Here is a 21,293-nt window from a genome sequence, read left to right as displayed (position 1 = left end):
GCCATGAGTGCTGTAACATACCCCGACACGGCCCCGCCCGCCTCCGAGATAGAGGCTATCCTGCGCGGACAGAACGGTGATCCGTTCCGCATCCTGGGCCTGCGGCAGGCCGACGGTCATCCGCTTTGCATCAACGTCTTCGCCCCCGACGCCACCGAGGTGACGCTCTGCGACGCCAAGGGAAAGGCGGTGGCGGATCTGGACCGGATCGACGACGAGGGCTTCTTCCACGCGGCCCTGCCATCCAAGCGCAAGCCCTTCGCCTACCGGCTGAAACTACGCAACGCGATGGGCCACGACTGGGAGCAGATCGATCCCTACGCCTTCGGCCCCTGGCTGGGCGAGATGGACGAATACCTTTTGGGTGAAGGCCGCCACGAGGAGCTTTATACCAAGCTGGGCGCGCATACCGTCATCCACGAAGGCGTCGAAGGCACGGCTTTCGCCGTCTGGGCCCCCAACGCGCGCCGCGTCTCGGTGGTGGGTCCGTTCAATGCCTGGGACGGGCGGCGCTACCCGATGCGCCGGCGCGGGGCCTCCGGCGTTTGGGAGATCTTCCTGCCCGGCATCGCGCGCGGCGAAGTCTACAAGTACGAGATCGTCGGCGCCTACGGCCATCTGCAACCGCTCAAGACCGACCCGGTCGGGTTCCGCGCGGAAGTGCCGCCCGAGACCGCCTCGATCGTGCACGGCATGCTGCGCTACGAATGGTCCGACGACGGCTGGTTCGAGGCCCAGGCCCGGGACCAGCGCGTCGAGCCGATCGCGATTTACGAGGTCCATCCCGGCAGCTGGCGGCGCGGTGACGGCGACACCATGCTGGGCTATGCCGAGATGGCCGAAGCGCTGATCGCCTACGTCATCGAGATGGGGTTCACCCACGTTGAGTTCCTGCCCATCGGGGAGCATCCGTTCTCCGGCTCCTGGGGCTACCAGCCGGTGGGGCTGTTCGCGCCCACCTCGCGCTTCGGCACGCCCGAGGAGTTCGCGGGCATGGTCGACCGCTTGCACAACGCGGGCATCGGCGTGATCGTCGACTGGGTGCCCGCGCATTTTCCCACCGATGCCCACGGGCTGGGCCAGTTCGACGGCACCGCCCTTTACGAACACGCCGACCCGCGGCAGGGCTTCCACCAGGATTGGAACACGCTGATCTACAACTTCGGCCGACGCGAGGTCGCGAACTTCCTGCGTGCCTCGGCGACCTATTGGCTGAAAGAGTTGCACGTCGACGCCCTGCGCGTGGATGCGGTGGCCTCAATGCTCTATCTCGATTACTCGCGCAAGGACGGTGAATGGGTCCCGAACCGCTACGGCGGGCGAGAGAACCTGGACGCCATCGAGTTCCTCAAGGGCGTGAACGAAACGACCAGCGCCTACGCCCCCCAGTCCATGACCATCGCCGAGGAAAGCACGGCCTGGCCGGGCGTGTCCCGCCCGGTGGACGAAGGTGGCCTGGGGTTCGACTTCAAGTGGAACATGGGCTGGATGAACGACACGCTTCGCTACATGAGCGAGGATCCGATCCACCGGAAGTATCACCATCACCAGATGACCTTCGGTCTGGTCTATGCCTTCTCCGAGAATTTCGTCCTCCCGATCAGCCACGACGAGGTCGTGCACGGCAAGGGGTCGATGCTGAACAAGATGCCCGGCGACCGCTGGCAGCAGTTCGCGAACCTGCGCGCCTACTACGGGTTCATGTGGGGTCATCCCGGCAAGAAACTTCTGTTCATGGGCCAGGAGTTCGGACAGGACCGCGAGTGGAACCACGACCGTTCCCTCGACTGGCACCTGCTGGACGATCCCATGCACGACGGCGTGCGCAAGCTGGTGCGCGATCTCAACGCGCTCTACCGGGCCGAACCGGGTCTCTACCAGCGCGACTGCAGCCCCGAAGGCTTCGACTGGATCGAAGGCGGCGATACGGAGAACAACGTCTTCTCCTTCGTCCGCAAGGGCGAGGACGGCTCGAAACCCGTCGTCGTCGTCAGCAATATGGCCCCGGTCGTGCGGGAAGGCTACCGCATCGGCGTGCCGCAAGCTGGTAAGTGGCGCGAGCGTCTGAACACCGACGCCGCCGACTACGGCGGTTCGGGCGCGGGCAATGGCGGATCGGTCACGGCCTCGGACGACAGCTTGCACGGCTTCCCGGCCTCCGTGTCGCTGACCCTGCCACCCTTGGGCACGATCTTCCTGGTTCCCGAAGACTGAGGTGCGCGCGCCCCGGGCGCGCCTTCAGCCGATCGGAACCAAATGGTTGTCCCAGGCAACGGGATGGCGGCGCGCGCCCTTGGGCGTCAGCGCGCCGCCCAGGCCGTCGGTGAAGGCGAACCCTTTGCCGAACGGGGCCACGCCGCAGATGTCGGCCCGGTGCAGGATCTCCGGATCCGCGTCGCCGCCGTAGATATGCGCCACCCCGCCGCGGGGCGAGGTGATGGCAACGCGGCTGCCGTCCCCCGACCAGGCCACAGAGCCCGCGTAGCCCTCCATGCTGCGCTGCGCGGCATCGTCCGCCGATCGGAATTGCAACGCCTCTCCCCGAATGTGTATCGCCAGCAACGGCACCACGCGTTCTGGCGCCCCCTGCCATTGCAATGCCGCGGCCACGGTGCCGTCGGTTCGCGCCGACAGGTGCCGTAACGAAGCCTGCCGCAGCTCTGTCGGCATTTCGGCCTGTGCGACGATCTCGCCGCCGTCGACGTAGCTGAGGTTCGGGCGCATGGTGTCGAGGTTCAGCTTCTCGCGGCCCCGGTCGGGATGCGTCCGGATGCCGCCGTTGGCCACGGCGAGGATCTGCGTTCCGGGCAGGCGCACCACCTCGTGCGGGCCGATCCCGCCGGACGCGACATCGCCCATCCGGCGATAGCCGTCGCCCGCGTCCCAGAAGCCCAACCGGCCTTCGCCGTCCTCGATGCTGTTTTCGGTCGTCACCAGAACCGCGCCGTCTTCGAGAAAGGCACCGTGGCCGTAGAAATGGCGGCCCTCCGGCGACTCCAGCCGGTGGCGGACGACGCCGGTGCCGCAATCGAGCACCAGGGCGAAGGTTCCCGGTCTGCGGGCGAATGCCACGGCATGGGCCAGCGTCGGATGGGCCGCCGCCGCGTGGCCGCGCCCCGGCAACGCGATGCGGAAAGTCGTCTCCATCCCCGCATCCAGACCGTAAAGCGCGAACTGCCCGTCCCCGTCGCGGGCGGCGGAGAGCAGCACGGGTCCGCCGACCTCGGCCCAGCTGAGCGTCGGCACGGCACAGGTGGTGAGCGCGGCACCCATCGTGCGCAGAAAATCCCGCCGGTTGCGCATCAATCGCCGTCCAGTGCGTTGAAACCGGCCGAGATGCCCAGGATGCCACCGATTTCCGCGTCGACCTGCCGCCTTGCTGCGCCCAGCGTCGTCTGCAGCGCCTCGATCGAGGCGCGTTGCGACGGATCGGCCACGCCTGCGAGAGTCGGATCCTCGATCCCGCGCGCCTGCTCCAACGCCCGCGCCAGACTGGCTTGCGTCTCCGGCGCGGGTGCAAGCAGCGCCGCCAGCTCTTGAAGCGCGGCGATCTGGGTCGCGATCATCGGCGCGGCGAGGCCCGCGCGGCGCAGCTCGGCCCGTGCGGGGCGCGGATCGTCGAAGGTATTGAGCGGTGCACCAAGCCGTTGGTCGGTCAGGAATTCCAGCCCCGAGACGAGCGCGGTATAGAAGGCCCTCTCGACCTCCTCGGGCGCCAGGAACCGCGTGTTCCCGGGCGCACCTGCAGTGCGCATCAGCTCCGCGAAGTCTCCGTCCCAACCGGCCTGCACTGCCGCCGCGGTAGAGGCCAGATCGCCGGCCAGGGCGAGGGTCAGCGCGCAGGGCTCGGCTGCGCGCTCGAAGATCAGCCGTTCCAGCGCGCCCAAGCCCCGGGCGGCGACGGAAGCGCGGGCGATGGCTTCCGGCGTCCATGCCTCCTCCCCTTGTGCAGTCAGAAGCCGCAGGCCCCGGTCCGTGGCGTCGCGCCGATCGGGCCAGAAGAGGATCGAACGTCCCCGTCCAGCCTCCTCGACCGGGCCGAGCGTCAGGTGGGACATGCCGGCCCAGGCGACAGACGCCTCGGCGAAGGCCGGCTTCAATGCGGCCGGATCACAAGGCGCCTCGGCCAGCCGATCGGTCGCCGCGGCGAAACTGTCCACCCGCGGCAGGACGTGCTGATCAAGGATGGCGTCGACATCGGCCAAGGCCGGTGTCGCGAAGAGGGTGAAGGCAAGAAGGCGGATCATAGGGACTCCAGAAAGGCCGTGAGGGCCGCGCGGTCATCGGCGGAGAGGGTGACGAAAGCCTCGCGCGCGCGCGTCCCCTCGCCCCCGTGCCAGAGGATCGCCTCCGTCACGGTGCGCGCGCGGCCATCATGCAGGAACCCCGCCTCGGGGGAAACCTGCTGCACCAGACCCAGCCCCCACAGCGGCGGCGTACGCCATTCCGCGCCGCTGGCATCCCCGGCGGGCAACCCGTCCGCCAGGTCCGGCCCCATGTCGTGCAGCAGGAAATCACTGTAGGGCCAGATGAGCTGAAACGCATGCTCCGGGCGCTCCGGCAGGTCGTGGGTCACGTAAGAGGGGGTGTGACAGGCCACGCAGCCCGTCTCGTGGAACAGGGCCTGACCCCGCACGATCTGCGGATCGTCGGTGTTCTCGCGCGCGGGCACGGCCAGGGTGCCGCTGTAGAACGTGACGAGGTCGAGCCCCGCGCCCGTGATCTCTGCCCCGCCCTGTGCGGCGTCGGTGCCGTGCGGCGCATCGCGGCAGGCGGTCTGCGCCTCTGTGCAATTGCCCCACCCTTCGGGATGCAGCGGAGAGGCGATGCCGATGTCGTTGTGAAAGGCGTCCGCCGCCTGCTGACGCAGGGTAGGTGTCGTGGCACGCACGCCGAAGCGGCCAAGCATCGGCTGCTCGTACTCCGGCGACCAGACGATATGCGCCCGCCCGCTGATACCGTCGCCGTCGCGGTCCTGCGGATCGGCGCGGGCGAGGATGTCCTCCGCCCGGATCGCCTCGACCAGGCCGAGGCCGATCATCTGCGGCGCCACGCGGGCGCTGATCGCCGTATCGGGGTGCAGCGGACCGTAGGCCAGATCGTCCAGAGACCAGCGGGGGTGCCGCAGGCGGACGACTTCATCGCCGGGCAGCGTGACGGGGTCAAGCTCCTGCCAGTCGACCCGCACGCGGCCCTCGGCGGGCACGCCCGGCAGCGACAGGTCCGAGAATTGCGTGCCGTAGACGGGGTCCGGCTGAAAGCCTACGTAGCGTTCGAGCTCTGTCAGGTCGGCGTCTTCCGACAGGGGCCGCCCCATCCGCACGACAAGGCTGACGGCATCGTCCTCGCGTCCCGCGGGTGGATGACCGCGCCCGTCCTTGATGTGGCAATCCTGGCAGGAGCGCGCGTTGAACATCGGCCCCAACCCGTCGGATGCGATGGTCGAGGCGGGGGCCGAGACCCAAAGCCGCTCGAATAGCCCGTTGCCCACGGCGAAATCGGCCTGCTGCTCGAAAGTCAGGTTCGCCTGCGGAAGGCTGAACGCTTGCAGACTGTCGCGCCTGCGCACGGTCGCGGCCCCCGCGGGGTTGGCTTCGAAGGCGCGGGGGGCGTCGAAGGTGTCCGGCGTCTTCACGGCGGCGGCGGCGCGCGCGGCAGCAGCCGGGCCCCAGGGCTGCGGTGCAAGGTGCGGCTCCAGCCCGTCCGGCTGGACCTCCGCCACGGCGGCGCCGAGGCCGAGCATGAAAACGGCAAATGCGCCCGCCCCCAGGGGCCAGGCGTGTGCCCCGGTTCGGGCATCAGGAAGGTGGCGCATGTGGATTGCTCCAGCGGGATTCGCGCCGGACCGCGGGGCCCGGCGCGCGTAGGTCCTTATTCGAACACGGCGTCCGGATTGTCGAGGCTGTCGGAGCCTTCGAAGGCGATCTGGGACCCGCCCAGCGCGGTCACGGCGCGTTCGATTTCGCGGGTCTGGGCCACGAGGCCGTCGATCGCGTCCTGCACCAGCTGCCCGCCCGCCTCGTTCGAGGGGTCGAGCATCATGTCGTAGGGCATGCCAGCCTCGGCGGTGACGACCAGTTCCATCATCTCGAACTGGGTGTGATCGAGCGCCGCGGAAAGCGCCTCTGCCACGTCCGGATCCTGCTCCGTCAGCAGTTCGTGCAGCGATGCACCCGAGGTCACGGTGCCGTCCACGCCAACGTAGGAGCCGTTGTAGACGTTCCGGATGCCCAGCGCGTCGTAGAAGTGATCCCAGTGGGTGTTGTCTGAGAAGCACGAATGCTCTTCCTCGGGATCGTTGAGAAGCAGGCCAAGCTGCATCCGTTCGCCCGCCTGTTCGCCGTAGCTGAGCGAGCCCATGCCGGTCAGGATCCGGTCGACCCCGGCCTCGTCCTCCATCACGGCCGTCCGTGCCGCGCCACCCTGCTCCCACGCCTGCACCATCTCTTCGAGGTCGGTCACCAGCAGGTCGGTCGCGGCCTGCAGGTACTGCCCACGCCGGTCGCAATTGTCGTTCGTGCACGCCTCGCCGGTTGCGTAATCCGTCCAGGGACGCTGGCCGGCGGTGGCGTCATACGGGCCAAGATCCTGACCCCAGAGCAGGAATTCGATGGCGTGGTAGCCGGTGGCGACGTTCGCTTCCGCCCCGCCGGCCTCGTGCAGGGTGTCCTGCAGAAGCGCGGGGGTGATCTCGCTCGCGTCGATCTCCTCGCCCGAGAGCGTGAAGGTCGGGTTGGCGATCACGTTCAGCCCGGCGGAGGGGTTCTCGTCCGTGGCCTCGAGCGGCGCGGTGCCGCTTGCGTCGACGTAGTCGATCAGACCCTCGTCCAGCGGCCAGGCGTTCACCCGGCCTTCCCAGTCGTCAACGATCGCGTTGCCGAAACGGAAGGCCTCGGTCTGCTGGTAGGGCACCCGTGCGGCAAGCCAGGCGGCGCGCGCCGCTTGCAGACCTTCCGCCGAAGGGGATGCCAGGAAATCGCTGACGGCCGTCTGCAGCGTCTGCGCCGTGCTCAGGCTGTCACCGTAGGCCGCCGCCGCGATATCGGCGTAGGTTTCGAGCACCGCCTCCGTCTCGACCGCGTGGGCGGCCGTGGCCGTGAGCGCACAAAGCGCGGTTGCCGTGAAAAATCGCATCGTCAATTCCTCCTAGTGGATCTTCGCGTTGGGGGGTGGGGTGTTGGCCATGCGCAGGGCACAGCGCCTAAGGGTGCAGCCGCAACTTTCGGCCGCCTGCAGCGCGCACAGGGTGCGGTCGGCGGGCATCAAGAGGGACAGCATCAGCATCGCTTCCTCGCGCTCTCCGTGGGAGGCGAGGTTCAGAAGTTGGGCGAAGACCGCCTCGTCCGCGCCGACGCAGTGGCATTGAAGCCCGTGCCGCACGAGGGGGCGGCGGGCGTGGGTCACCAGCTCGGACATCAGGGTGGTCCAGTTGGACATCGCCGCCGAAGCCTCCCGCGGGATCGCCTGGACGAAGACATCGGCCACGCGGGCGCGGCCCATCTCTCCGTCGAACCAGTCGCGGTACATCAGGATCGCAAGCGCGCCGTCGCCACTCATGCCGCGCAAGTCGCCGACGGTGGCGCCGCCGGGGTTCGGCATATTGCCCATGAAGCTCATCTGTCGTCCTCCAAGGTCCAATCGGAGCGGCCTCGATCCTTCGCGAGGTCGAGGGCCGCCTCCACCACCCATTCGCCATCCGCGGACCCGTCGCAGAGGCATTGCAAGAGGCCCTGCCCGCAGACCGGCGATCGCGGCGCATATCCCCGGTCAGGGTCGCGATGATTCGAGTACTGCGTGGCGGCGGCTTGCGTCATGCCCGAAACCTGACAAAATCTATCGGATTAGGCAAGACGGTGTTTTAGGGGCATCCATTAAATCTTGCGACGGTCTTCGCGGCCCGTCGACGACGCGGCGAGGGCAAATCCTGGAAACCATGGCCACCCCTCCCCCGAACATCGAACGGGCGGTCATCGGTCAGACCGGCACCACGATGTCGGTCCCGCCCACGCGCCGGACCTCGAGGCCGGTGTCGAACAGGTCCGTCAGCACGCGCCCCGTCAACGCGATGGGCCGTGGCCCGGAGGTGACGAGACGCCCGTCCTTCAGCGCCACGATCCGGTCGGCGTAGCGCGCCGCCATGCCCAGATCGTGAAGCACCACCACGATGCTGCGCGCGTGTGCGCCGGGACGGGACATGGCGTGCAGACGCTCCATCAGGTCGCGCGCGTGCCGCGGGTCGAGCGCCGCCAGCGGCTCGTCCAGCAGCATCCAGGGCGTCTCCTGCGCGTAGGCCATCGCCACGAAGGCGCGTTGGCGCTGCCCGCCGGAAAGCGTGTCGATCGGACGCTCCGCCAGATCGGACAGATCGAAGAGGTCGAGCGCCGTCTCGATCATGGCGCGGTCCGCGTCCCCCGGGCGGCCCTGGTGGTGCGGCCAGCGGCCGAAGCTCACGAGGTCGCGCACGCTCAGCCGGGCGGTGACGTTCTCGCTTTGCGTCAGAAGCGCCACGGTGCGGGCCCGGTCGGCGGCGCGGGCACGTGCCATGTCGTGCCCTTCGATCGTGACCGTGCCGCGCGCGGGCGGCAGAAGGCCGGTCATCGCGTGCAGCAGGGTCGACTTGCCCGCACCATTGGGGCCGATCAGCGCGGTGATGCCGCCCTGCCCGAACCGCAGGGTCACGTCGGCGAGCGTGGTCGTCTCGCCCCGCTGGATGGTCAGGTTCTGGATTTCGATCATCGACGCGGCTTTCGCAGCAAAAGGATTAGGAACAGAAGGCCGCCCGCGAACTCGACCACGACGGCGAGGGTCGATTGCAGGCCCAGCAGGCGCTCGAAGACGAACTGGCCCGCGATCAGGATCGCCGCCCCGATCAGCGCCGCCGCCGGGATCAGGATCACGTGGCGGTGGGTGGCCGCCAGGCTGTGCGCGAGGCTCGCCGCCAGCAGGCCGAGGAAGGTGATGGGCCCCACCAGCGCGGTGGAGATCGCGACCAGCAAGGCGACCAGGGACAGCGACGTCAACACCAGCCGGTCGTGATCGACCCCCAGTGACCGCGCCGTCGTCCGACCCAAGCCCGCCACGTCGAGCGCGGGCGCGATGCGCAGGGCCATGCCGAAGGCCGCGACGAGAAGGGCCGCCGCGATGGCAAGCTGCGTCTGGTCCACCGCCCCGAAGGTCGCGAAACTTGCCTGCTGGACGATGGCGAAATCCGACGGATCGAGCAGTCGTTGCGCGAAGCTCGACAGCCCCCGCAGCAGCACGCCGAGGATCACGCCCGTCAGGATCATCCGCAGCACGTCCTCCGCCCCGCGCCGCAGGATGACCCCGAAAAGGACCACGCCCGCCAGCACCAGCAGGCCGGCTTCGGTCAGGAATTGCGCCATCGCCGGCAGGCCCGCGTAGCCCACGCCGCCAAGCGACAGGACGAGTGCGGTCTGGATGAAGACGTAGAGCGCGTCGAAGCCTACGATCCCCGGCGTCAGAAGCCGGTTGGCCGAGACCGTCTGGAACAGCACCGTCGCCGCCCCGATCGAGGCACCGACCACGGCCAGCGACGCGAGCTTGGTCAGCCGCAGCGACAGGATGAACCCGTAGGGCGCGCGCAGCCCCCAAAGTGCGAAGAGCGCGGCCAGCAGCACGACCGTGCCGCCCAGCAGAAGCAGGCGCCGCTCAGCCATGGGACCGCCGGGGGGCCGCGTGAAGGAGCCACAGGAACAACCCCGCGCCTAGGACCGCGAAGATCGTGCCGGCGGGAATCTCGTAGGGCCAGCGCACGACGCGGCCCAGGATGTCGCAGCCCAGCACCAGAACGCCACCCATCCAGGCGACCAGACCGAGGTTGCGGCGCAGGTTGTCACCGCGCCAGCGCGAGACGACGTTCGGCACGACCAGCCCCACGAAGGGAATGGACCCCACGCTCACGACCACCACCGCGACGGTCACGGCCACCAGCACGAGGCCGCCCAGCAGCGTCTGACGGTAATCGAGGCCGAGGCTGCGAGCCGCGTCCTCGCCCAGTCCCAGAAGGGTGATCCGGTCGGCGGCGAACCACAGCGCGACGGCGACGGCGGCGACGATCCACAAAAGCTCGTAGCGGCCCCGCAGCACGCCGGAGAACTCGCCCGACTGCCAGACCCCGATGTATTGCACCAGATCCGTGGTCCAGGCGATCCAAAGGACGAGCGCGCCGAGGATCCCGCCGTAGATCAGCCCGACCAAGGGCAGCAGAACCGGGTCCTGTCGCGGAACGCGCCGCGCAAGGGCAAGGAAGCCCAACGTGCCCGCCAAGGCCGCTACGGCGGCCACGGACATCTTCACGAGAAGCGGCGCGCCGGGGGCGAGCAACGTCACCGCCAGTAGCCCCAGCATCGCCGATTCCGGCGTGCCGACCAGCCCGGGTTCCACCAGCCGGTTCTGCACCGCCTGCTGGACCACCACCCCCGCCAGGGCCAGGCCGGCCCCGGCCAAGATGGCAGCCAGCGTGCGCGGCAGGCGGCTCACGGCGATCAGCAGGCTGGCGTCCAGATCACCGGTCAGGCTGGCCGCGCCGATCAGGCAGCTCACCCCGGCCAGCAGGGCAAGCACCAGACCGGCGCCGAGAGCCGTGCGCGTCACGGCTTAGTCGCCGGACTGGTCCATCGCATCCACAACCGTCTGGATGGTGCCCATCAGCGACCGGGGGCCGCCTCCGGCAAGGTAGAGCGGCGCGGAGTCGAGGTAGACGATCTGGTCGTTCTCGCCGGCGGTGGTGCCGGCGACCAGCGGGTTGTCCAGCGTCACGGCGGCCGCTTCACCGTCGCGCCCGATGGCGGCCCCCCGGTCGACGACGAGGATCCAGTCGGGGTTCACCTCGGCGATGAACTCGAAGGAGATCGACTCGCCGTGATCCTCGGCGGTGAGATCCGGGTAGGCCTCCGTCAGGCCAAGGTCGGTGTGCAGCCAGCCGAAACGCGAATCGTCCCCGTAGGCCGAGATCTTGCCGCCGTTCGTCATCACGATGAGCGCGCCACCTGCCTCTGCGGTCACCTCACGCCCCTGCGCCAGCGCCTCGGTCAGCTCGGTGTTGAGCGCCTCTGCTTCCTCTTCTTGGCCGAAGATCGCGCCGTAGGCCGTGACGCGGTCCTTGGCCTGGCCGATGAGGTCGGTACCGTCGATGGTCATGTCCAACGTGGGCGCGACGGCCGAAAGCGGTTCCACCTGCGTCTGCGACCGGCCGCCCGCGATGATCAGATCGGGGGCCATGACGGCCAGTTCCTCGAAGTCCGGCTCGAACAGGGTGCCGACCGTGGGCACGCCGTCCATGGCATCGGCCAGGGACGCGGGCGGCGCAATATCGGGCACACCGGCGAGCGTCACGCCCAGCGCGTCGAGCGCGTCGATCGCGGCCAGGTCGAAGGCGACGACCGTCTGCGGCTCGGTCGGGGCGGTGGTTTCACCGGTGGCAGTCTGCACGTCGACCGTTTGGGCCAGTGCCGCGGTCGGCAATGCCAGCGAGGCCAGGAGGAGGGATACGCGTTTCATGTCGGTTCCTTCAGGTTGCGGACGAGGTCGAACCCCGGTTGTAAAATCCGAGCATTTCCATCAGATTTTACAAAGCAAATGACTCAGGATTTTACGTTATGCAAGACTTCCTTTTCGACCGCGGCACCTTCCGGACGGAACATGCCAGCCGCTACCTGCAACAGCTTTGCAAACACTTCGCCCACAAGACAGAAACCGATTTCGACACCCGCGAAGGCCGGGTCATCTTCGCCTTCGGCAAGGTCACGCTGGTCGCGACGGAACAGGACCTGACCATCCGCGCCGAGGCACCCACCGCCGAGGAGCTCGCCCGGGTCCGCCGCGTGATCGACGATCACCTGGTGCGCTTCGCGTTCCGTGAGAATTTCGACGGGATGACCTGGGACGGGGCGAGCAGCACGCAGGGGTGAGCGGCATCGACGCGGTTCCTGCGCACGCAGATGGCGAAACGCCGCGCTTGTTGCAGTCAAGGTCTTTGTGAGCGAGGTCCGCACCGATACGCGGCAGGAGATCCGCGCGTCGCTCCACCAATTAAACCGCCGCGCCGTCTCTGACGGGACCCCGGGTTCGCGCATCGGGGCCCCTTCCGACTGCATAGCGGCCATGCTGCAACCGCGCGTTGAACCTTCTCAGGCGATTGAATAGGCCACCGTCAGGAGGTCGTTTTGCCATGAAACAGCAGCCCGGTTCCGCCGCCATGCCCGGCACGCTCGCCACGCAGGATTGCGGCGCCTGCCCGATCCGGCATCGCGCGGTCTGCGCCAAGTGCGACGGCGACGAGCTGGATCGCCTGCAGCAGATGAAGAGCTACCGGACATGGGCCCCGGGCGAGACGATCGCGCTGGAAGGCGACACCCTGCCCTTCGTCGGCACCCTGGTCCGGGGCTGCGCCACCTTGACGAAATCGCTGGAGGATGGCCGCGTTCAGATGGTCGGCATGCTGATGCCGTCGGATTTCGTGGGCCGCCCCGGACGCTCCGCCGCCCCCTACGAGGTCACCGCCGTCACCGACACGACGCTCTGCCTGTTCGAGCGGCAGGGCTTCGAGCGGCTGATCGCCGATACGCCGCATGTCTCGACCCGGCTGCTCGAGATGTCGCTGAACGAACTCGATGCGGCGCGCGACTGGATGCTGCTTCTGGGCCGCAAGACCGCGCGCGAGCGGGTCGCGACCCTGCTGGGGCTGGTGCTGCGCCGCGCCGCCACCCAGACAGCCCCCCTGCGCGCCGAACTGCCGCTGGGGCGCGAGGCGATGGCCTCCTTCCTTGGCCTGACGATCGAGACGGTGAGCCGCCAGATCTCGGCCCTGCGCCGCGACGGCGTGATCGAGGTCGCGGCGGGCGGGCGCACGATCCTCTGCCCCGATTTCGCGACGCTGCGGCTGGCGGCGGGCGACAACGACAACGCCGAGCAGATTTTTCCTGACTAGGCCCGATCGGGCCGCGGATTTGATCCAGGTCAAGGCGCGCGCCGTTTTCCCATGCGATCCGACCCCGAAGCAAAGGGGAATCGGAACATGTTCGACACAGTCAAGGTGGCCGGTCTGGCGCTGATCGCGGTGCTTGCGGCGCTTGCCGCGGACTGGGCGCGCGATGCGGCCTACATGCTGCACGCATTGATTGTCATGGGGATCGCGTCGGGATTGCTGCTGTGGAAGCTGCGCACGATGCCCCCGCCCGGCGATCCGGCACCGCCCCGGGTGGTGCCCACGGGATACATGGACGGACCGATCCGCTACGGCGTCATCGCCACGTTGTTCTGGGGTGTCGTGGGCCTGCTGGCCGGCACCTTCATCGCGTTCCAGCTGGCCTTCCCGGTGCTGAATTTCGAATGGGGCCAGCCCTTCACCAACTTCGGCCGGCTGCGGCCGCTGCACACCTCCGCCGTGATCTTCGCCTTCGGCGGCAACGCGCTGATCGCCACGTCCTTCTACGTCGTGCAACGCACCTGCGGTGCGCGGCTCTGGGGCGGACGGGCCGCCTGGTTCGTCTTCTGGGGCTACAATCTCTTCATCGTGCTGGCCGCTACCGGCTACCTTCTGGGGGCCACGCAATCCAAGGAATACGCCGAGCCCGAATGGTACGTCGACATCTGGCTGACCCTCGTCTGGCTGGTCTACCTCGCCGTCTTCCTGGGCACGATCCTGAACCGCCGTGAGCGCCACATCTACGTCGCCAACTGGTTCTTTTTGGCCTTCATCGTGACCGTGGCGATGCTGCACGTGGTCAACAACCTCTCGGTGCCGGTGAGCATCTGGGGCAGCAAGTCGGTGCAGGTCTTCTCGGGCGTGCAGGACGCGATGACCCAATGGTGGTACGGCCACAACGCGGTCGGCTTCTTTCTGACCGCCGGTTTCTTGGGGATGATGTATTACTTCGTTCCGAAACAGGCGGGGCGCCCGGTTTACAGCTATAAGCTGAGTATCATTCACTTCTGGGCGCTTATTTTTCTTTATATCTGGGCGGGTCCGCACCACCTGCATTACACCGCCCTGCCCGACTGGGCCTCCACGCTGGGGATGGTGTTCTCGATCATCCTGTGGATGCCCAGCTGGGGCGGCATGATCAACGGGCTGATGACGCTGCAGGGCGCCTGGGACAAGATCCGCACCGATCCGATCATCCGCATGTTCGTGGGCAGCCTCGCCTTTTACGGCATGTCGACCTTCGAGGGGCCGATGATGTCGATCCGCGCGGTGAACTCGCTGTCGCACTACACCGACTGGACCATCGGCCACGTGCACTCCGGCGCGCTCGGCTGGAACGGGCTGATCACCTTCGGCGCGCTCTACTTCCTCGTGCCGCGGCTCTGGGGGCGCGACCGGATGCATTCGGTGGCCGCCATCAACACGCACTTCTGGCTCGCGACCGTGGGGATCGTCCTCTACGCGGCCTCGATGTGGGTCTCGGGGATCATGGAAGGTCTGATGTGGCGCGAGGTCGACCAGAACGGTTTCCTGGTCAATAGCTTCGCCGACACGGTCGACGCCAAGTTCCCGATGTACGTGGTCCGCGCCCTGGGCGGCGTCCTCTACCTGTCCGGCGCGCTGGTCATGAGCTGGAACATCTGGATGACGATCCGCGCCCCCGGCGCGCACCCCGTCACCGTCGCGACACCTGCGGAGTGAACTCATGAGCAAGAACCCCAAGGACCCGAGCTACGATCCGCAGGACGACCCCAAGGTCGTCACCGCGCGGGATGCGCTGGACACCGGCGAAGTGCCCAACGAATTGCCGCCCGAGACGGCGACGATCTCCTTTCACCAGCGACTGGAACGCAACGCCACGCTGTTGCTGGCCGCCTCCTTCGCGGTGGTGACCGTGGGCGGCGCAGTCGAGATCGCCCCCCTCTTCTGGCTGGAAAACACCATCGAGAGCGTCGAGGGCATGCGCCCCTATTCGCCGCTCGAACTGGTGGGGCGCGACATCTACGTGCGCGAGGGCTGCTACAACTGCCACAGCCAGATGATCCGCCCCATGCGCGACGAGACAGAGCGCTACGGCCACTACAGCCTCGCCGCGGAATCGATGTACGACCACCCGTTCCAGTGGGGCTCGAAACGCACGGGGCCGGACCTGGCCCGCGTGGGCGGGCGCTACTCGGACGAATGGCACGTGGATCACATGTCGGATCCGCAATCGGTCGTGCCGGAGAGCGTGATGCCGAAATACGCCTTCCTGTCGGAGGTGCGGGTCGACGAGGATCACATCACTGACCTGCTGGAGACCCACCGCTTCGTGGGCGTCCCCTACACCGACGAGATGATCGACAACGCGGTGGCCGACCTGCGCGTGCAGGTCGATCCCGACGGCGACTGGGACGGCCTGCTGGAGCGTTACCCCGGCGCGCAGGTCCGCAGCTTCGACGGGCTGCCGGGGATCAGCGAGATGGATGCCCTGATCGCCTACCTGCAGATGCTGGGCACGCTGGTCGATTTCTCGACCTTCGTCCCCGACGACACCCGCTGAGGAGGTCCGCATGGATACCTATTCCCTGTTGCGACACCTGGCCGACAGCTGGGTGCTGCTCGTGCTGACGCTGATCTTTCTGGGCGTGATCCTGTGGGCGTTCCGTCCCGGCTCCCGCCGCCTGCACGACGACGCGGCGGAGATCCCCTTCCGCCACGACACCCCCGAAGAGGAGACACGCCATGACCGTTGAAGCGTCTCGCCCGCAGCCCGCGGCCCCGGCGCCGGATGCGAAGACCGCTGCCGACTGCGCCAAGGCTTGCCCCGGCTGCACCTGTTGCCGCCTTCCCGATTTTTCTGAAAGCCACCGCCATGAGTGACGACCGACGCATCGATACAGAGACCGGGACCGAGACGACCGGCCATTCCTGGGATGGCATCGAGGAGTTGAACACCCCCCTTCCGCGCTGGTGGCTCTGGACCTTCTACGCCACCATCGTCTGGGGCGTGATCTACACGATCCTGTTCCCCGCCTGGCCGCTTCTGTCTGGGGCGACGGCGGGGCTTCTGGGTTATTCCACGCGCGGCGAGGTGCAGGCCGAGATCGACCGGGTCGATCTGTCCAACGCGAAACTGACCGAAAGCCTGGCGACGGTCGATCTGGGCGTGCTCGAGGCGAACGAGGACCTGCACCGTTTCGCGATACAGGCGGGCCGGTCGGTCTTTGCCGCGAACTGCTCCCAGTGCCACGGCGCGGGGGCCGCGGGGGTTGTCGCCTCGGGCTATCCGAACCTGCTGGACGATGACTGGCTCTGGGGCGGCACGCTGGAGGATATCGCCCATACCGTGCGCCACGGCATCCGCAACGAAGAGGATGCGGAGGCGCGTTTCTCGATGATGCCGTCCTTCGACTGGCTCGAACGGGAAGAGATTTCGGCCACCGCGGATTACGTGCGCAGCCTGTCGGGCCTCGATCACGACGCCGAGGCGGCACAGGCGGGGGCCCGGATCTTCGCGGACAACTGCGCGGCCTGCCACGGCGGCGACGGGCGCGGCGATCGGACCTTGGGGGCGCCCAACCTCGCCGACGCGATCTGGCTGCGGGGCGGCCTGCACGAGGACATCGTGCGCCAGATGCGGGCCCCACGCCACGGCGTGATGCCCCCCTGGGGCGACCGCCTAGGCGAGGCCGAAGTGCGTGCGGTGGCGGCCTATGTCCACGGCCTGGGCGGCGGCGAACGCCAGGTCGCGGAGGAGGTGACCGACGCCCAGGCCACCGAGGCGGCCACGGTGCCCGACGCGAGCTTTCCCGCCGGGGCCGAGGAGACGCCCTCGCAAACCGGTGAGCCGGACGTTCAGCCGGTCGAGTGATCGGCGCCGCGTTGATGCAGATCAAGGCGCCCCCCGCCCGATCCGTCTAGGGCGGGGGCATCGGTTTCCAAAGCAGAACGCCTTCCATGCCAAGTGATGCCACTCCGCTCTTCGCCGCGCGCGAACCGATCTTTCCGCGACGGGTGAGCGGCTTCTTCCGGCGTCTGAAATGGGCGATCCTGATCCTGACGTTGGGGATCTACTACATCGTGCCGTGGATCCGCTGGGACCGTGGCCCCGCCCTGCCCGATCAGGCGGTTCTGGTGGATCTTGCCAACCGCCGCTTCCATTTCTTCTGGATCGAGATCTGGCCGCACGAATTCTACTTCGTCGCGGGCCTTCTGATCATGGCGGGACTGGGGTTGTTCCTCTTCACCTCGGCGCTGGGTCGCGTCTGGTGCGGCTACGCCTGCCCGCAGACCGTCTGGACCGACCTCTTCCTGACCGTCGAGCGCTGGATCGAGGGCGACCGGAACGCGCGCCTGCGCCTGCACCGCGCCCCCATGAGCCTGCGCAAGGCGCGACTGCGCCTGACGAAATGGGCGGTCTGGCTGCTGATCTCGGTCGCGACCGGCGGGGCCTGGGTGTTCTACTTCGCAGATGCGCCGACGCTGTTGCGTGATCTGGTCCACTTGCAGGCGGCCCCGGTGGCCTACGCGACCATCGGCATCCTCACTGCCACGACTTTCCTCTTCGGCGGCTTCCTGCGCGAACAGATCTGCATTTACATGTGCCCCTGGCCACGCATCCAGGGCGCGATGATCGACCCCGGCACCTTGACCGTCGGCTACCGCGACTGGCGCGGCGAACCGCGGGGCAAGGGCGGCGTGAAACGCCGCCAGGCCGCAGCACAGGCGGTTGGCGGCGGCGACGCCGTGGCGCGATACGGGGCCGCCGCGGGCAAGGATCTGGCCGCCCCGCGCCTGTCGCGCGACGGCGCGACCTTGGGCGATTGCGTCGACTGTCACGCCTGCGTCGCCGTCTGCCCCATGGGCATCGACATCCGCGAAGGCCAGCAGATGGAGTGCATCACCTGTGCCCTATGCATCGACGCATGCGACGACGTGATGGCCAAGCTTGGCCGCCCCCGCGGGCTGATCGACTACCTTGCCCTGGACGACGAGCCCCCCGTGGTGCCCGGCGCCACCGCAGAGGTCGCAGGCCTGGCCGAACACCCGGCGGGAGAGGTCGCGGGCGCCGCGCGTCCCCACTGGCAGCCCAAGCCCCTGTGGCGGCACGTCTTCCGCCCCCGCACGCTGGTCTATACGGCCGCTTGGGCCGCCATCGGCGTCGCACTCGTCGTGGCCCTCTTCATCCGGCCCGAGATCGACATGACCGTGGCCCCGGTGCGCAACCCGACCTTCGTGACGCTGTCGGACGGGTCGACCCGCAACGCCTACGACATTCGCCTGCGCAACAAACACGGGGACGCGCGTCCCTTCGCCCTGTCGCTGGCGCAGGGCACCCCGCTTCGGCTCGCGCTGGAAGGCGCTGACGACGCGCGCGTGACCGTGCCGGCCGACAGCACGCGCCTGCAACGGGTCTACGTGACCGCGGCCCCAGGCGCGGTCGCCGCCGGTGCCGCCCATACCGACCTGCGCATCTGGGTCCGCGACACGATCTCGGGCGAACGGGCCCACGACGACACGATCTTCAATGGAACGGGAGAGCCGAAATGAGCGCCATGGACACGCAGACGGGGCGGCCGCTCAAGGGATGGCACGTGGCGGCCATGTTCGTCGGCGGCTTCTCGATCATCATCACCGTCAACATGGTGCTGGCCGTGGGCGCCGTGCGCACCTTCCCCGGCAAGGAGACCGAGTCGAGCTACGTCGCCTCGCAGACCTTCGATGTCGACCGCGCCGCACAGGACGCGCTGGGGTGGGACGTGGACACGACGCTTTGGGTGGACGCGCTGCACCTGGCCGTGACCGGGCCGCAGGGCGAGCCGGTGCGCCCCGAGATCCTGAAGGCCACGCTCGGACGGGCGACCACGGTGGCGGATGACACCACGCCCGCCTTCCACTGGGACGGAACCGCCTGGGTCGCCCCCGTCTCGATCGGCCCGGGCAACTGGAACCTGCGGATCACGCTGCGCAGCGACGACGGGACCATCTTCCGGCGCCGCATCGCTTTGAGGGCGCCGGGATGAGTGTCGCGGCCTGCCCGGGCTGCGTCGGCGCGGCCCCGATCGCCAGCGGTGCCCCCGCCGCCGGAGAGCCGGTTCACCTCGCCCTGCCCGGCATCCACTGCGCGCATTGCATCGCGGGCGTCGAGCGCACCCTGGCGGCCCTGCCCTCCGTCGTCTCGGCGCGGGTCAACCTCGGCGCCAAACGGGTGCGCGTCGTGCTCGCCCCCGGCCACGACATCGGCGCGGCACTCGATGCGCTGGCCGGTGCCGGTTACGACGCGCAGGAACTCGACACCACGGCGCTCGGCCCCGCGGGCGACGCGGAAGGGCGGCAGTTGCTGGCCCGTGCGGCGATCGCGGGTTTCGCGATGATGAACGTCATGGCGCTTTCGGTGGCGGTCTGGTCCGGCGCGGGGGATGCCACGCGCGGCTTGTTCCACTGGATCGCGGCGAGCATCGCCCTGCCCGCCCTCGCCTTCTCGGCGGTGCCCTTCTTTGCCTCCGCCGCCAACGCCTTGCGGGCGGGGCGGCTGAACATGGACGTGCCCATCGCGCTGGCGATCACGCTGGCGGCCGGCACCTCTCTGGTCGAGACCGCCTTCTCGCAAGGCGCGCACACCTGGTTCGACGCGGCCCTGTCGCTGACCTTCTTTTTGCTGGTCGGACGTTACCTCGATCACCGCGCGCGGGCCTCTGCCCGCTCCGCCGCCGCGGAACTGACGGCGCTGGAACTGCCGCGCGCCACGCGGCTGACGGCGGAGGGGCGCGAGACCGTCGACGTGGCGCGTTTGAACGCGGGCGACCGGATTGCCCTGGCGGCAGGCGCGCGCCTGCCCGTGGACGGAATCGCCGAAGGCCCCGCCACGCTCGATCGCTCCGCCCTGACCGGGGAATCCACCCCGGTGGAGATCGCGGCGGGCGATCCCCTCTGCGCGGGCGAGCTTGTAATGGGCGCGCCACTGCGGCTGCAGGTCACCGCGCGTGCCGAGGACAGCACCCTGCGCCGCCTCGCCGCCCTGGTGGAAATCGCCGAGACCGGGCGTCATCGCTACAGCGGGATCGCGGACCGGGCCGCGCGACTTTACGCGCCGGTCGTGCATGGTCTGGCCGCAATCGCTTTTGCGGGTTGGTGGATCGCGACGCAGGACCTGCACCAGGCGATCGCCGTGGCGACAGCGACGCTGATCATCACCTGTCCCTGCGCCCTGGCGCTTGCAATCCCGGCGGTGACCGCCGCGATGACCGGGCGCCTGTTCCGGCAGGGCGTGCTGCTGAAGTCGCCGACAGCCTTGGAGCGTCTGGCCGAAGTCGACACGGTGCTCTTCGACAAGACCGGGACGCTGACCGATGGTGTCGCCCGCCTGCCCCCGCTGGATCCTGCGGCGGCGTCCGTCGCGCTGGCGCTGGCGCTGGCATCGGATCACCCGACCTCCCGCGCGTTGGCGGCGGCCCTGTCGGACCACCGTCCCGCGCGGCTGACGCAGGTGCGGGACAAGGCCGGTGACGGGGTTCGCGCGCTTTGGAACGGGGCGCCCGTGCGGTTGGGACGTGGGCCGGACGGGGCGGTTCTGGACATCGGCGCCGAGCGCTTTCCATTGACCTTCGACGAAACCGTGCGACCGGGGGCGGCCGCGGTCATCACCGAACTCAAGCGGCGCGGGATCACCGTCGAGATGGTGACCGGCGACACGCCCGCGCGGGCCGCCGACCTCGCGGCGCGCCTGGGCATCGAAAGGGTTCATTCCGGGATCCGGCCCGACGGGAAGACGAAGCTCGTGCGCGCCCTGTCGGAACGAGGCGCGCGCATCCTGATGGTGGGCGACGGCCTGAACGACGTCGCGGCGCTGGCGGGTGCCCATGCCTCGCTCGCGCCATCGACCGCGCTCGACGCCGCACGGGTGGCGGCAGACGGCGTGATGCTGGGCGCCGATCTGGGGGCCGTGTCGGACTCGCTGCGGCTGGCGCGCCGCGCGCGGCGGCGGATCTACCAGAACCTGTGGTTCGCAGCCGCCTACAACGCGATCGCGATCCCCGTCGCCATCGCGGGGCTGGCCACGCCGCTCATGGCCGCGGTGATCATGTCGTCGTCGTCCATCGTGGTCGTGCTGAACGCGGTGCGGCGATGAACGTGCTGGTCGTCCTCATCCCCGTGTCGATCGCCCTGGGCGCGGCAGGCCTTGCGGCCTGCCTGTGGACCCTGCGGCACGGCCAGTACGAGGACCTCGAAGGGGACGCGGCCCGCATCCTGCTGGATGACGAGGCGCCGCCCCCCGATCCGGGCCCGGAGGACGAAGACGAAACGCACCGGCCCCGCATCTGAGCGTCTGCCCACCGACTTGTCGCGAGCAAGACCGGTCCTCCGC

General features: G+C 68.8%; 20 protein-coding genes. 11 read left to right on the top strand and 9 right to left on the bottom strand.

Annotation, left to right across the window (positions count from 1 at the left end; translation table 11 throughout):
* Window positions 1–3: 3 nt before the first annotated feature.
* Window positions 4–2,214 (top strand): 1,4-alpha-glucan branching protein GlgB, encoded by a 2,211-nt coding sequence (gene glgB / locus EU805_RS08315; protein ID WP_129763509.1) that lies wholly within the window; start codon window positions 4–6, stop codon window positions 2,212–2,214.
* Window positions 2,215–2,238: 24 nt separating this feature from the next.
* Here glgB and EU805_RS08310 read toward each other — a convergent pair whose 3' ends face one another.
* The 9 genes from EU805_RS08310 to EU805_RS08270 all read right to left on the bottom strand — a co-directional run bounded on the left by EU805_RS08310 (window position 2,239) and on the right by EU805_RS08270 (window position 11,520).
* Complete coding sequence (locus tag EU805_RS08310; protein WP_129763508.1) at window positions 2,239–3,303, bottom strand: DUF1513 domain-containing protein; 1,065 nt, start codon at window positions 3,301–3,303, stop codon at window positions 2,239–2,241.
* Window positions 3,303–4,247, bottom strand: a complete 945-nt coding sequence (locus EU805_RS08305) for an imelysin family protein (protein ID WP_129763507.1) — start codon at window positions 4,245–4,247, stop codon at window positions 3,303–3,305. Before EU805_RS08305 ends, EU805_RS08310 begins: the two co-directional genes overlap by 1 nt.
* On the bottom strand, window positions 4,244–5,815 hold the full coding sequence (locus EU805_RS08300; protein ID WP_129763506.1) for a di-heme oxidoredictase family protein: 1,572 nt from the start codon (window positions 5,813–5,815) through the stop codon (window positions 4,244–4,246). The genes EU805_RS08305 and EU805_RS08300 overlap by 4 nt, the downstream gene beginning before the upstream one ends.
* 56 nt (window positions 5,816–5,871) lie before the next feature.
* Window positions 5,872–7,134, bottom strand: a complete 1,263-nt coding sequence (locus EU805_RS08295) for an imelysin family protein (RefSeq protein WP_129763505.1) — start codon at window positions 7,132–7,134, stop codon at window positions 5,872–5,874.
* A gap of 12 nt (window positions 7,135–7,146) precedes the next feature.
* A complete protein-coding gene (locus EU805_RS08290) occupies window positions 7,147–7,617 on the bottom strand; it encodes a hypothetical protein (protein WP_129763504.1) in 471 nt (156 codons plus the stop codon).
* Window positions 7,618–7,974: 357 nt separating this feature from the next.
* Window positions 7,975–8,736: an ATP-binding cassette domain-containing protein gene (locus EU805_RS08285; RefSeq protein WP_129763503.1), complete on the bottom strand. Its 762-nt coding sequence runs from the start codon at window positions 8,734–8,736 to the stop codon at window positions 7,975–7,977.
* Window positions 8,733–9,677 carry an iron chelate uptake ABC transporter family permease subunit gene (locus EU805_RS08280; RefSeq protein WP_129763502.1) on the bottom strand — a complete coding sequence of 315 codons (945 nt, stop codon included), beginning with the start codon at window positions 9,675–9,677 and terminating at the stop codon, window positions 8,733–8,735. Before EU805_RS08280 ends, EU805_RS08285 begins: the two co-directional genes overlap by 4 nt.
* The gene (locus EU805_RS08275) at window positions 9,670–10,614 is read right to left on the bottom strand and encodes an ABC transporter permease (protein WP_129763501.1); all 945 of its coding nucleotides are present in this window, start codon (window positions 10,612–10,614) and stop codon (window positions 9,670–9,672) included. Before EU805_RS08275 ends, EU805_RS08280 begins: the two co-directional genes overlap by 8 nt.
* 3 nt (window positions 10,615–10,617) lie before the next feature.
* Complete coding sequence (locus EU805_RS08270; protein WP_129763500.1) at window positions 10,618–11,520, bottom strand: siderophore ABC transporter substrate-binding protein; 903 nt, start codon at window positions 11,518–11,520, stop codon at window positions 10,618–10,620.
* A gap of 98 nt (window positions 11,521–11,618) precedes the next feature.
* On the opposite strand from EU805_RS08270, the gene EU805_RS08265 reads away from it, so the two are divergent.
* The 10 genes from EU805_RS08265 (at window position 11,619) to ccoS (ending at window position 21,250) form a co-directional block, all read left to right on the top strand.
* Window positions 11,619–11,930 (top strand): DUF2218 domain-containing protein, encoded by a 312-nt coding sequence (locus tag EU805_RS08265; protein WP_129763499.1) that lies wholly within the window; start codon window positions 11,619–11,621, stop codon window positions 11,928–11,930.
* A 260-nt stretch (window positions 11,931–12,190) separates the two neighbouring features.
* Window positions 12,191–12,949 carry a transcriptional regulator FnrL gene (gene fnrL / locus EU805_RS08260; RefSeq protein WP_305000490.1) on the top strand — a complete coding sequence of 253 codons (759 nt, stop codon included), beginning with the start codon at window positions 12,191–12,193 and terminating at the stop codon, window positions 12,947–12,949.
* A gap of 87 nt (window positions 12,950–13,036) precedes the next feature.
* On the top strand, window positions 13,037–14,647 hold the full coding sequence (ccoN, locus tag EU805_RS08255; protein ID WP_129763498.1) for a cytochrome-c oxidase, cbb3-type subunit I: 1,611 nt from the start codon (window positions 13,037–13,039) through the stop codon (window positions 14,645–14,647).
* Between the two features lie 4 nt (window positions 14,648–14,651).
* Window positions 14,652–15,488, top strand: a complete 837-nt coding sequence (gene ccoO, locus EU805_RS08250; RefSeq protein WP_129763497.1) for a cytochrome-c oxidase, cbb3-type subunit II — start codon at window positions 14,652–14,654, stop codon at window positions 15,486–15,488.
* Between the two features lie 10 nt (window positions 15,489–15,498).
* A complete protein-coding gene (locus EU805_RS08245; RefSeq protein WP_129763496.1) occupies window positions 15,499–15,681 on the top strand; it encodes a cbb3-type cytochrome c oxidase subunit 3 in 183 nt (60 codons plus the stop codon).
* Window positions 15,682–15,800: 119 nt separating this feature from the next.
* A complete protein-coding gene (ccoP, locus tag EU805_RS08240; protein WP_129763495.1) occupies window positions 15,801–16,799 on the top strand; it encodes a cytochrome-c oxidase, cbb3-type subunit III in 999 nt (332 codons plus the stop codon).
* Window positions 16,800–16,885: 86 nt separating this feature from the next.
* Window positions 16,886–18,478, top strand: a complete 1,593-nt coding sequence (gene ccoG / locus EU805_RS08235) for a cytochrome c oxidase accessory protein CcoG (RefSeq protein ID WP_129763494.1) — start codon at window positions 16,886–16,888, stop codon at window positions 18,476–18,478.
* Complete coding sequence (locus EU805_RS08230) at window positions 18,475–18,951, top strand: FixH family protein (RefSeq protein WP_129763493.1); 477 nt, start codon at window positions 18,475–18,477, stop codon at window positions 18,949–18,951. The genes ccoG and EU805_RS08230 overlap by 4 nt, the downstream gene beginning before the upstream one ends.
* Window positions 18,948–21,056, top strand: a complete 2,109-nt coding sequence (locus EU805_RS08225) for a heavy metal translocating P-type ATPase (RefSeq protein WP_129763492.1) — start codon at window positions 18,948–18,950, stop codon at window positions 21,054–21,056. Before EU805_RS08230 ends, EU805_RS08225 begins: the two co-directional genes overlap by 4 nt.
* The gene (ccoS, locus tag EU805_RS08220) at window positions 21,053–21,250 is read left to right on the top strand and encodes a cbb3-type cytochrome oxidase assembly protein CcoS (RefSeq protein ID WP_129763491.1); all 198 of its coding nucleotides are present in this window, start codon (window positions 21,053–21,055) and stop codon (window positions 21,248–21,250) included. The genes EU805_RS08225 and ccoS overlap by 4 nt, the downstream gene beginning before the upstream one ends.
* The last annotated feature ends 43 nt before the right edge of the window (window positions 21,251–21,293 follow it).

The organism is Salipiger sp. IMCC34102, from assembly GCF_004145405.1.
GTDB lineage: Bacteria > Pseudomonadota > Alphaproteobacteria > Rhodobacterales > Rhodobacteraceae > Loktanella.
The sequence above is the reverse complement of the archived record's forward strand: the minus strand, read 5'-3'. Positions and strand labels throughout refer to the sequence as shown.

Coding starts and splice junctions, on each gene's coding strand:
- glgB (WP_129763509.1), top strand. CDS start 4: ATGAGTGCTGTAACATACCCCGACACGGCCCCGCCCGCCTCCGAGATA.
- EU805_RS08310 (WP_129763508.1), bottom strand. CDS start 3,303: ATGCGCAACCGGCGGGATTTTCTGCGCACGATGGGTGCCGCGCTCACC.
- EU805_RS08305 (WP_129763507.1), bottom strand. CDS start 4,247: ATGATCCGCCTTCTTGCCTTCACCCTCTTCGCGACACCGGCCTTGGCC.
- EU805_RS08300 (WP_129763506.1), bottom strand. CDS start 5,815: ATGCGCCACCTTCCTGATGCCCGAACCGGGGCACACGCCTGGCCCCTG.
- EU805_RS08295 (WP_129763505.1), bottom strand. CDS start 7,134: ATGCGATTTTTCACGGCAACCGCGCTTTGTGCGCTCACGGCCACGGCC.
- EU805_RS08290 (WP_129763504.1), bottom strand. CDS start 7,617: ATGAGCTTCATGGGCAATATGCCGAACCCCGGCGGCGCCACCGTCGGC.
- EU805_RS08285 (WP_129763503.1), bottom strand. CDS start 8,736: ATGATCGAAATCCAGAACCTGACCATCCAGCGGGGCGAGACGACCACG.
- EU805_RS08280 (WP_129763502.1), bottom strand. CDS start 9,677: ATGGCTGAGCGGCGCCTGCTTCTGCTGGGCGGCACGGTCGTGCTGCTG.
- EU805_RS08270 (WP_129763500.1), bottom strand. CDS start 11,520: ATGAAACGCGTATCCCTCCTCCTGGCCTCGCTGGCATTGCCGACCGCG.
- EU805_RS08265 (WP_129763499.1), top strand. CDS start 11,619: ATGCAAGACTTCCTTTTCGACCGCGGCACCTTCCGGACGGAACATGCC.
- fnrL (WP_305000490.1), top strand. CDS start 12,191: ATGAAACAGCAGCCCGGTTCCGCCGCCATGCCCGGCACGCTCGCCACG.
- ccoN (WP_129763498.1), top strand. CDS start 13,037: ATGTTCGACACAGTCAAGGTGGCCGGTCTGGCGCTGATCGCGGTGCTT.
- ccoO (WP_129763497.1), top strand. CDS start 14,652: ATGAGCAAGAACCCCAAGGACCCGAGCTACGATCCGCAGGACGACCCC.
- EU805_RS08245 (WP_129763496.1), top strand. CDS start 15,499: ATGGATACCTATTCCCTGTTGCGACACCTGGCCGACAGCTGGGTGCTG.
- ccoP (WP_129763495.1), top strand. CDS start 15,801: ATGAGTGACGACCGACGCATCGATACAGAGACCGGGACCGAGACGACC.
- ccoG (WP_129763494.1), top strand. CDS start 16,886: ATGCCAAGTGATGCCACTCCGCTCTTCGCCGCGCGCGAACCGATCTTT.
- EU805_RS08230 (WP_129763493.1), top strand. CDS start 18,475: ATGAGCGCCATGGACACGCAGACGGGGCGGCCGCTCAAGGGATGGCAC.
- EU805_RS08225 (WP_129763492.1), top strand. CDS start 18,948: ATGAGTGTCGCGGCCTGCCCGGGCTGCGTCGGCGCGGCCCCGATCGCC.
- ccoS (WP_129763491.1), top strand. CDS start 21,053: ATGAACGTGCTGGTCGTCCTCATCCCCGTGTCGATCGCCCTGGGCGCG.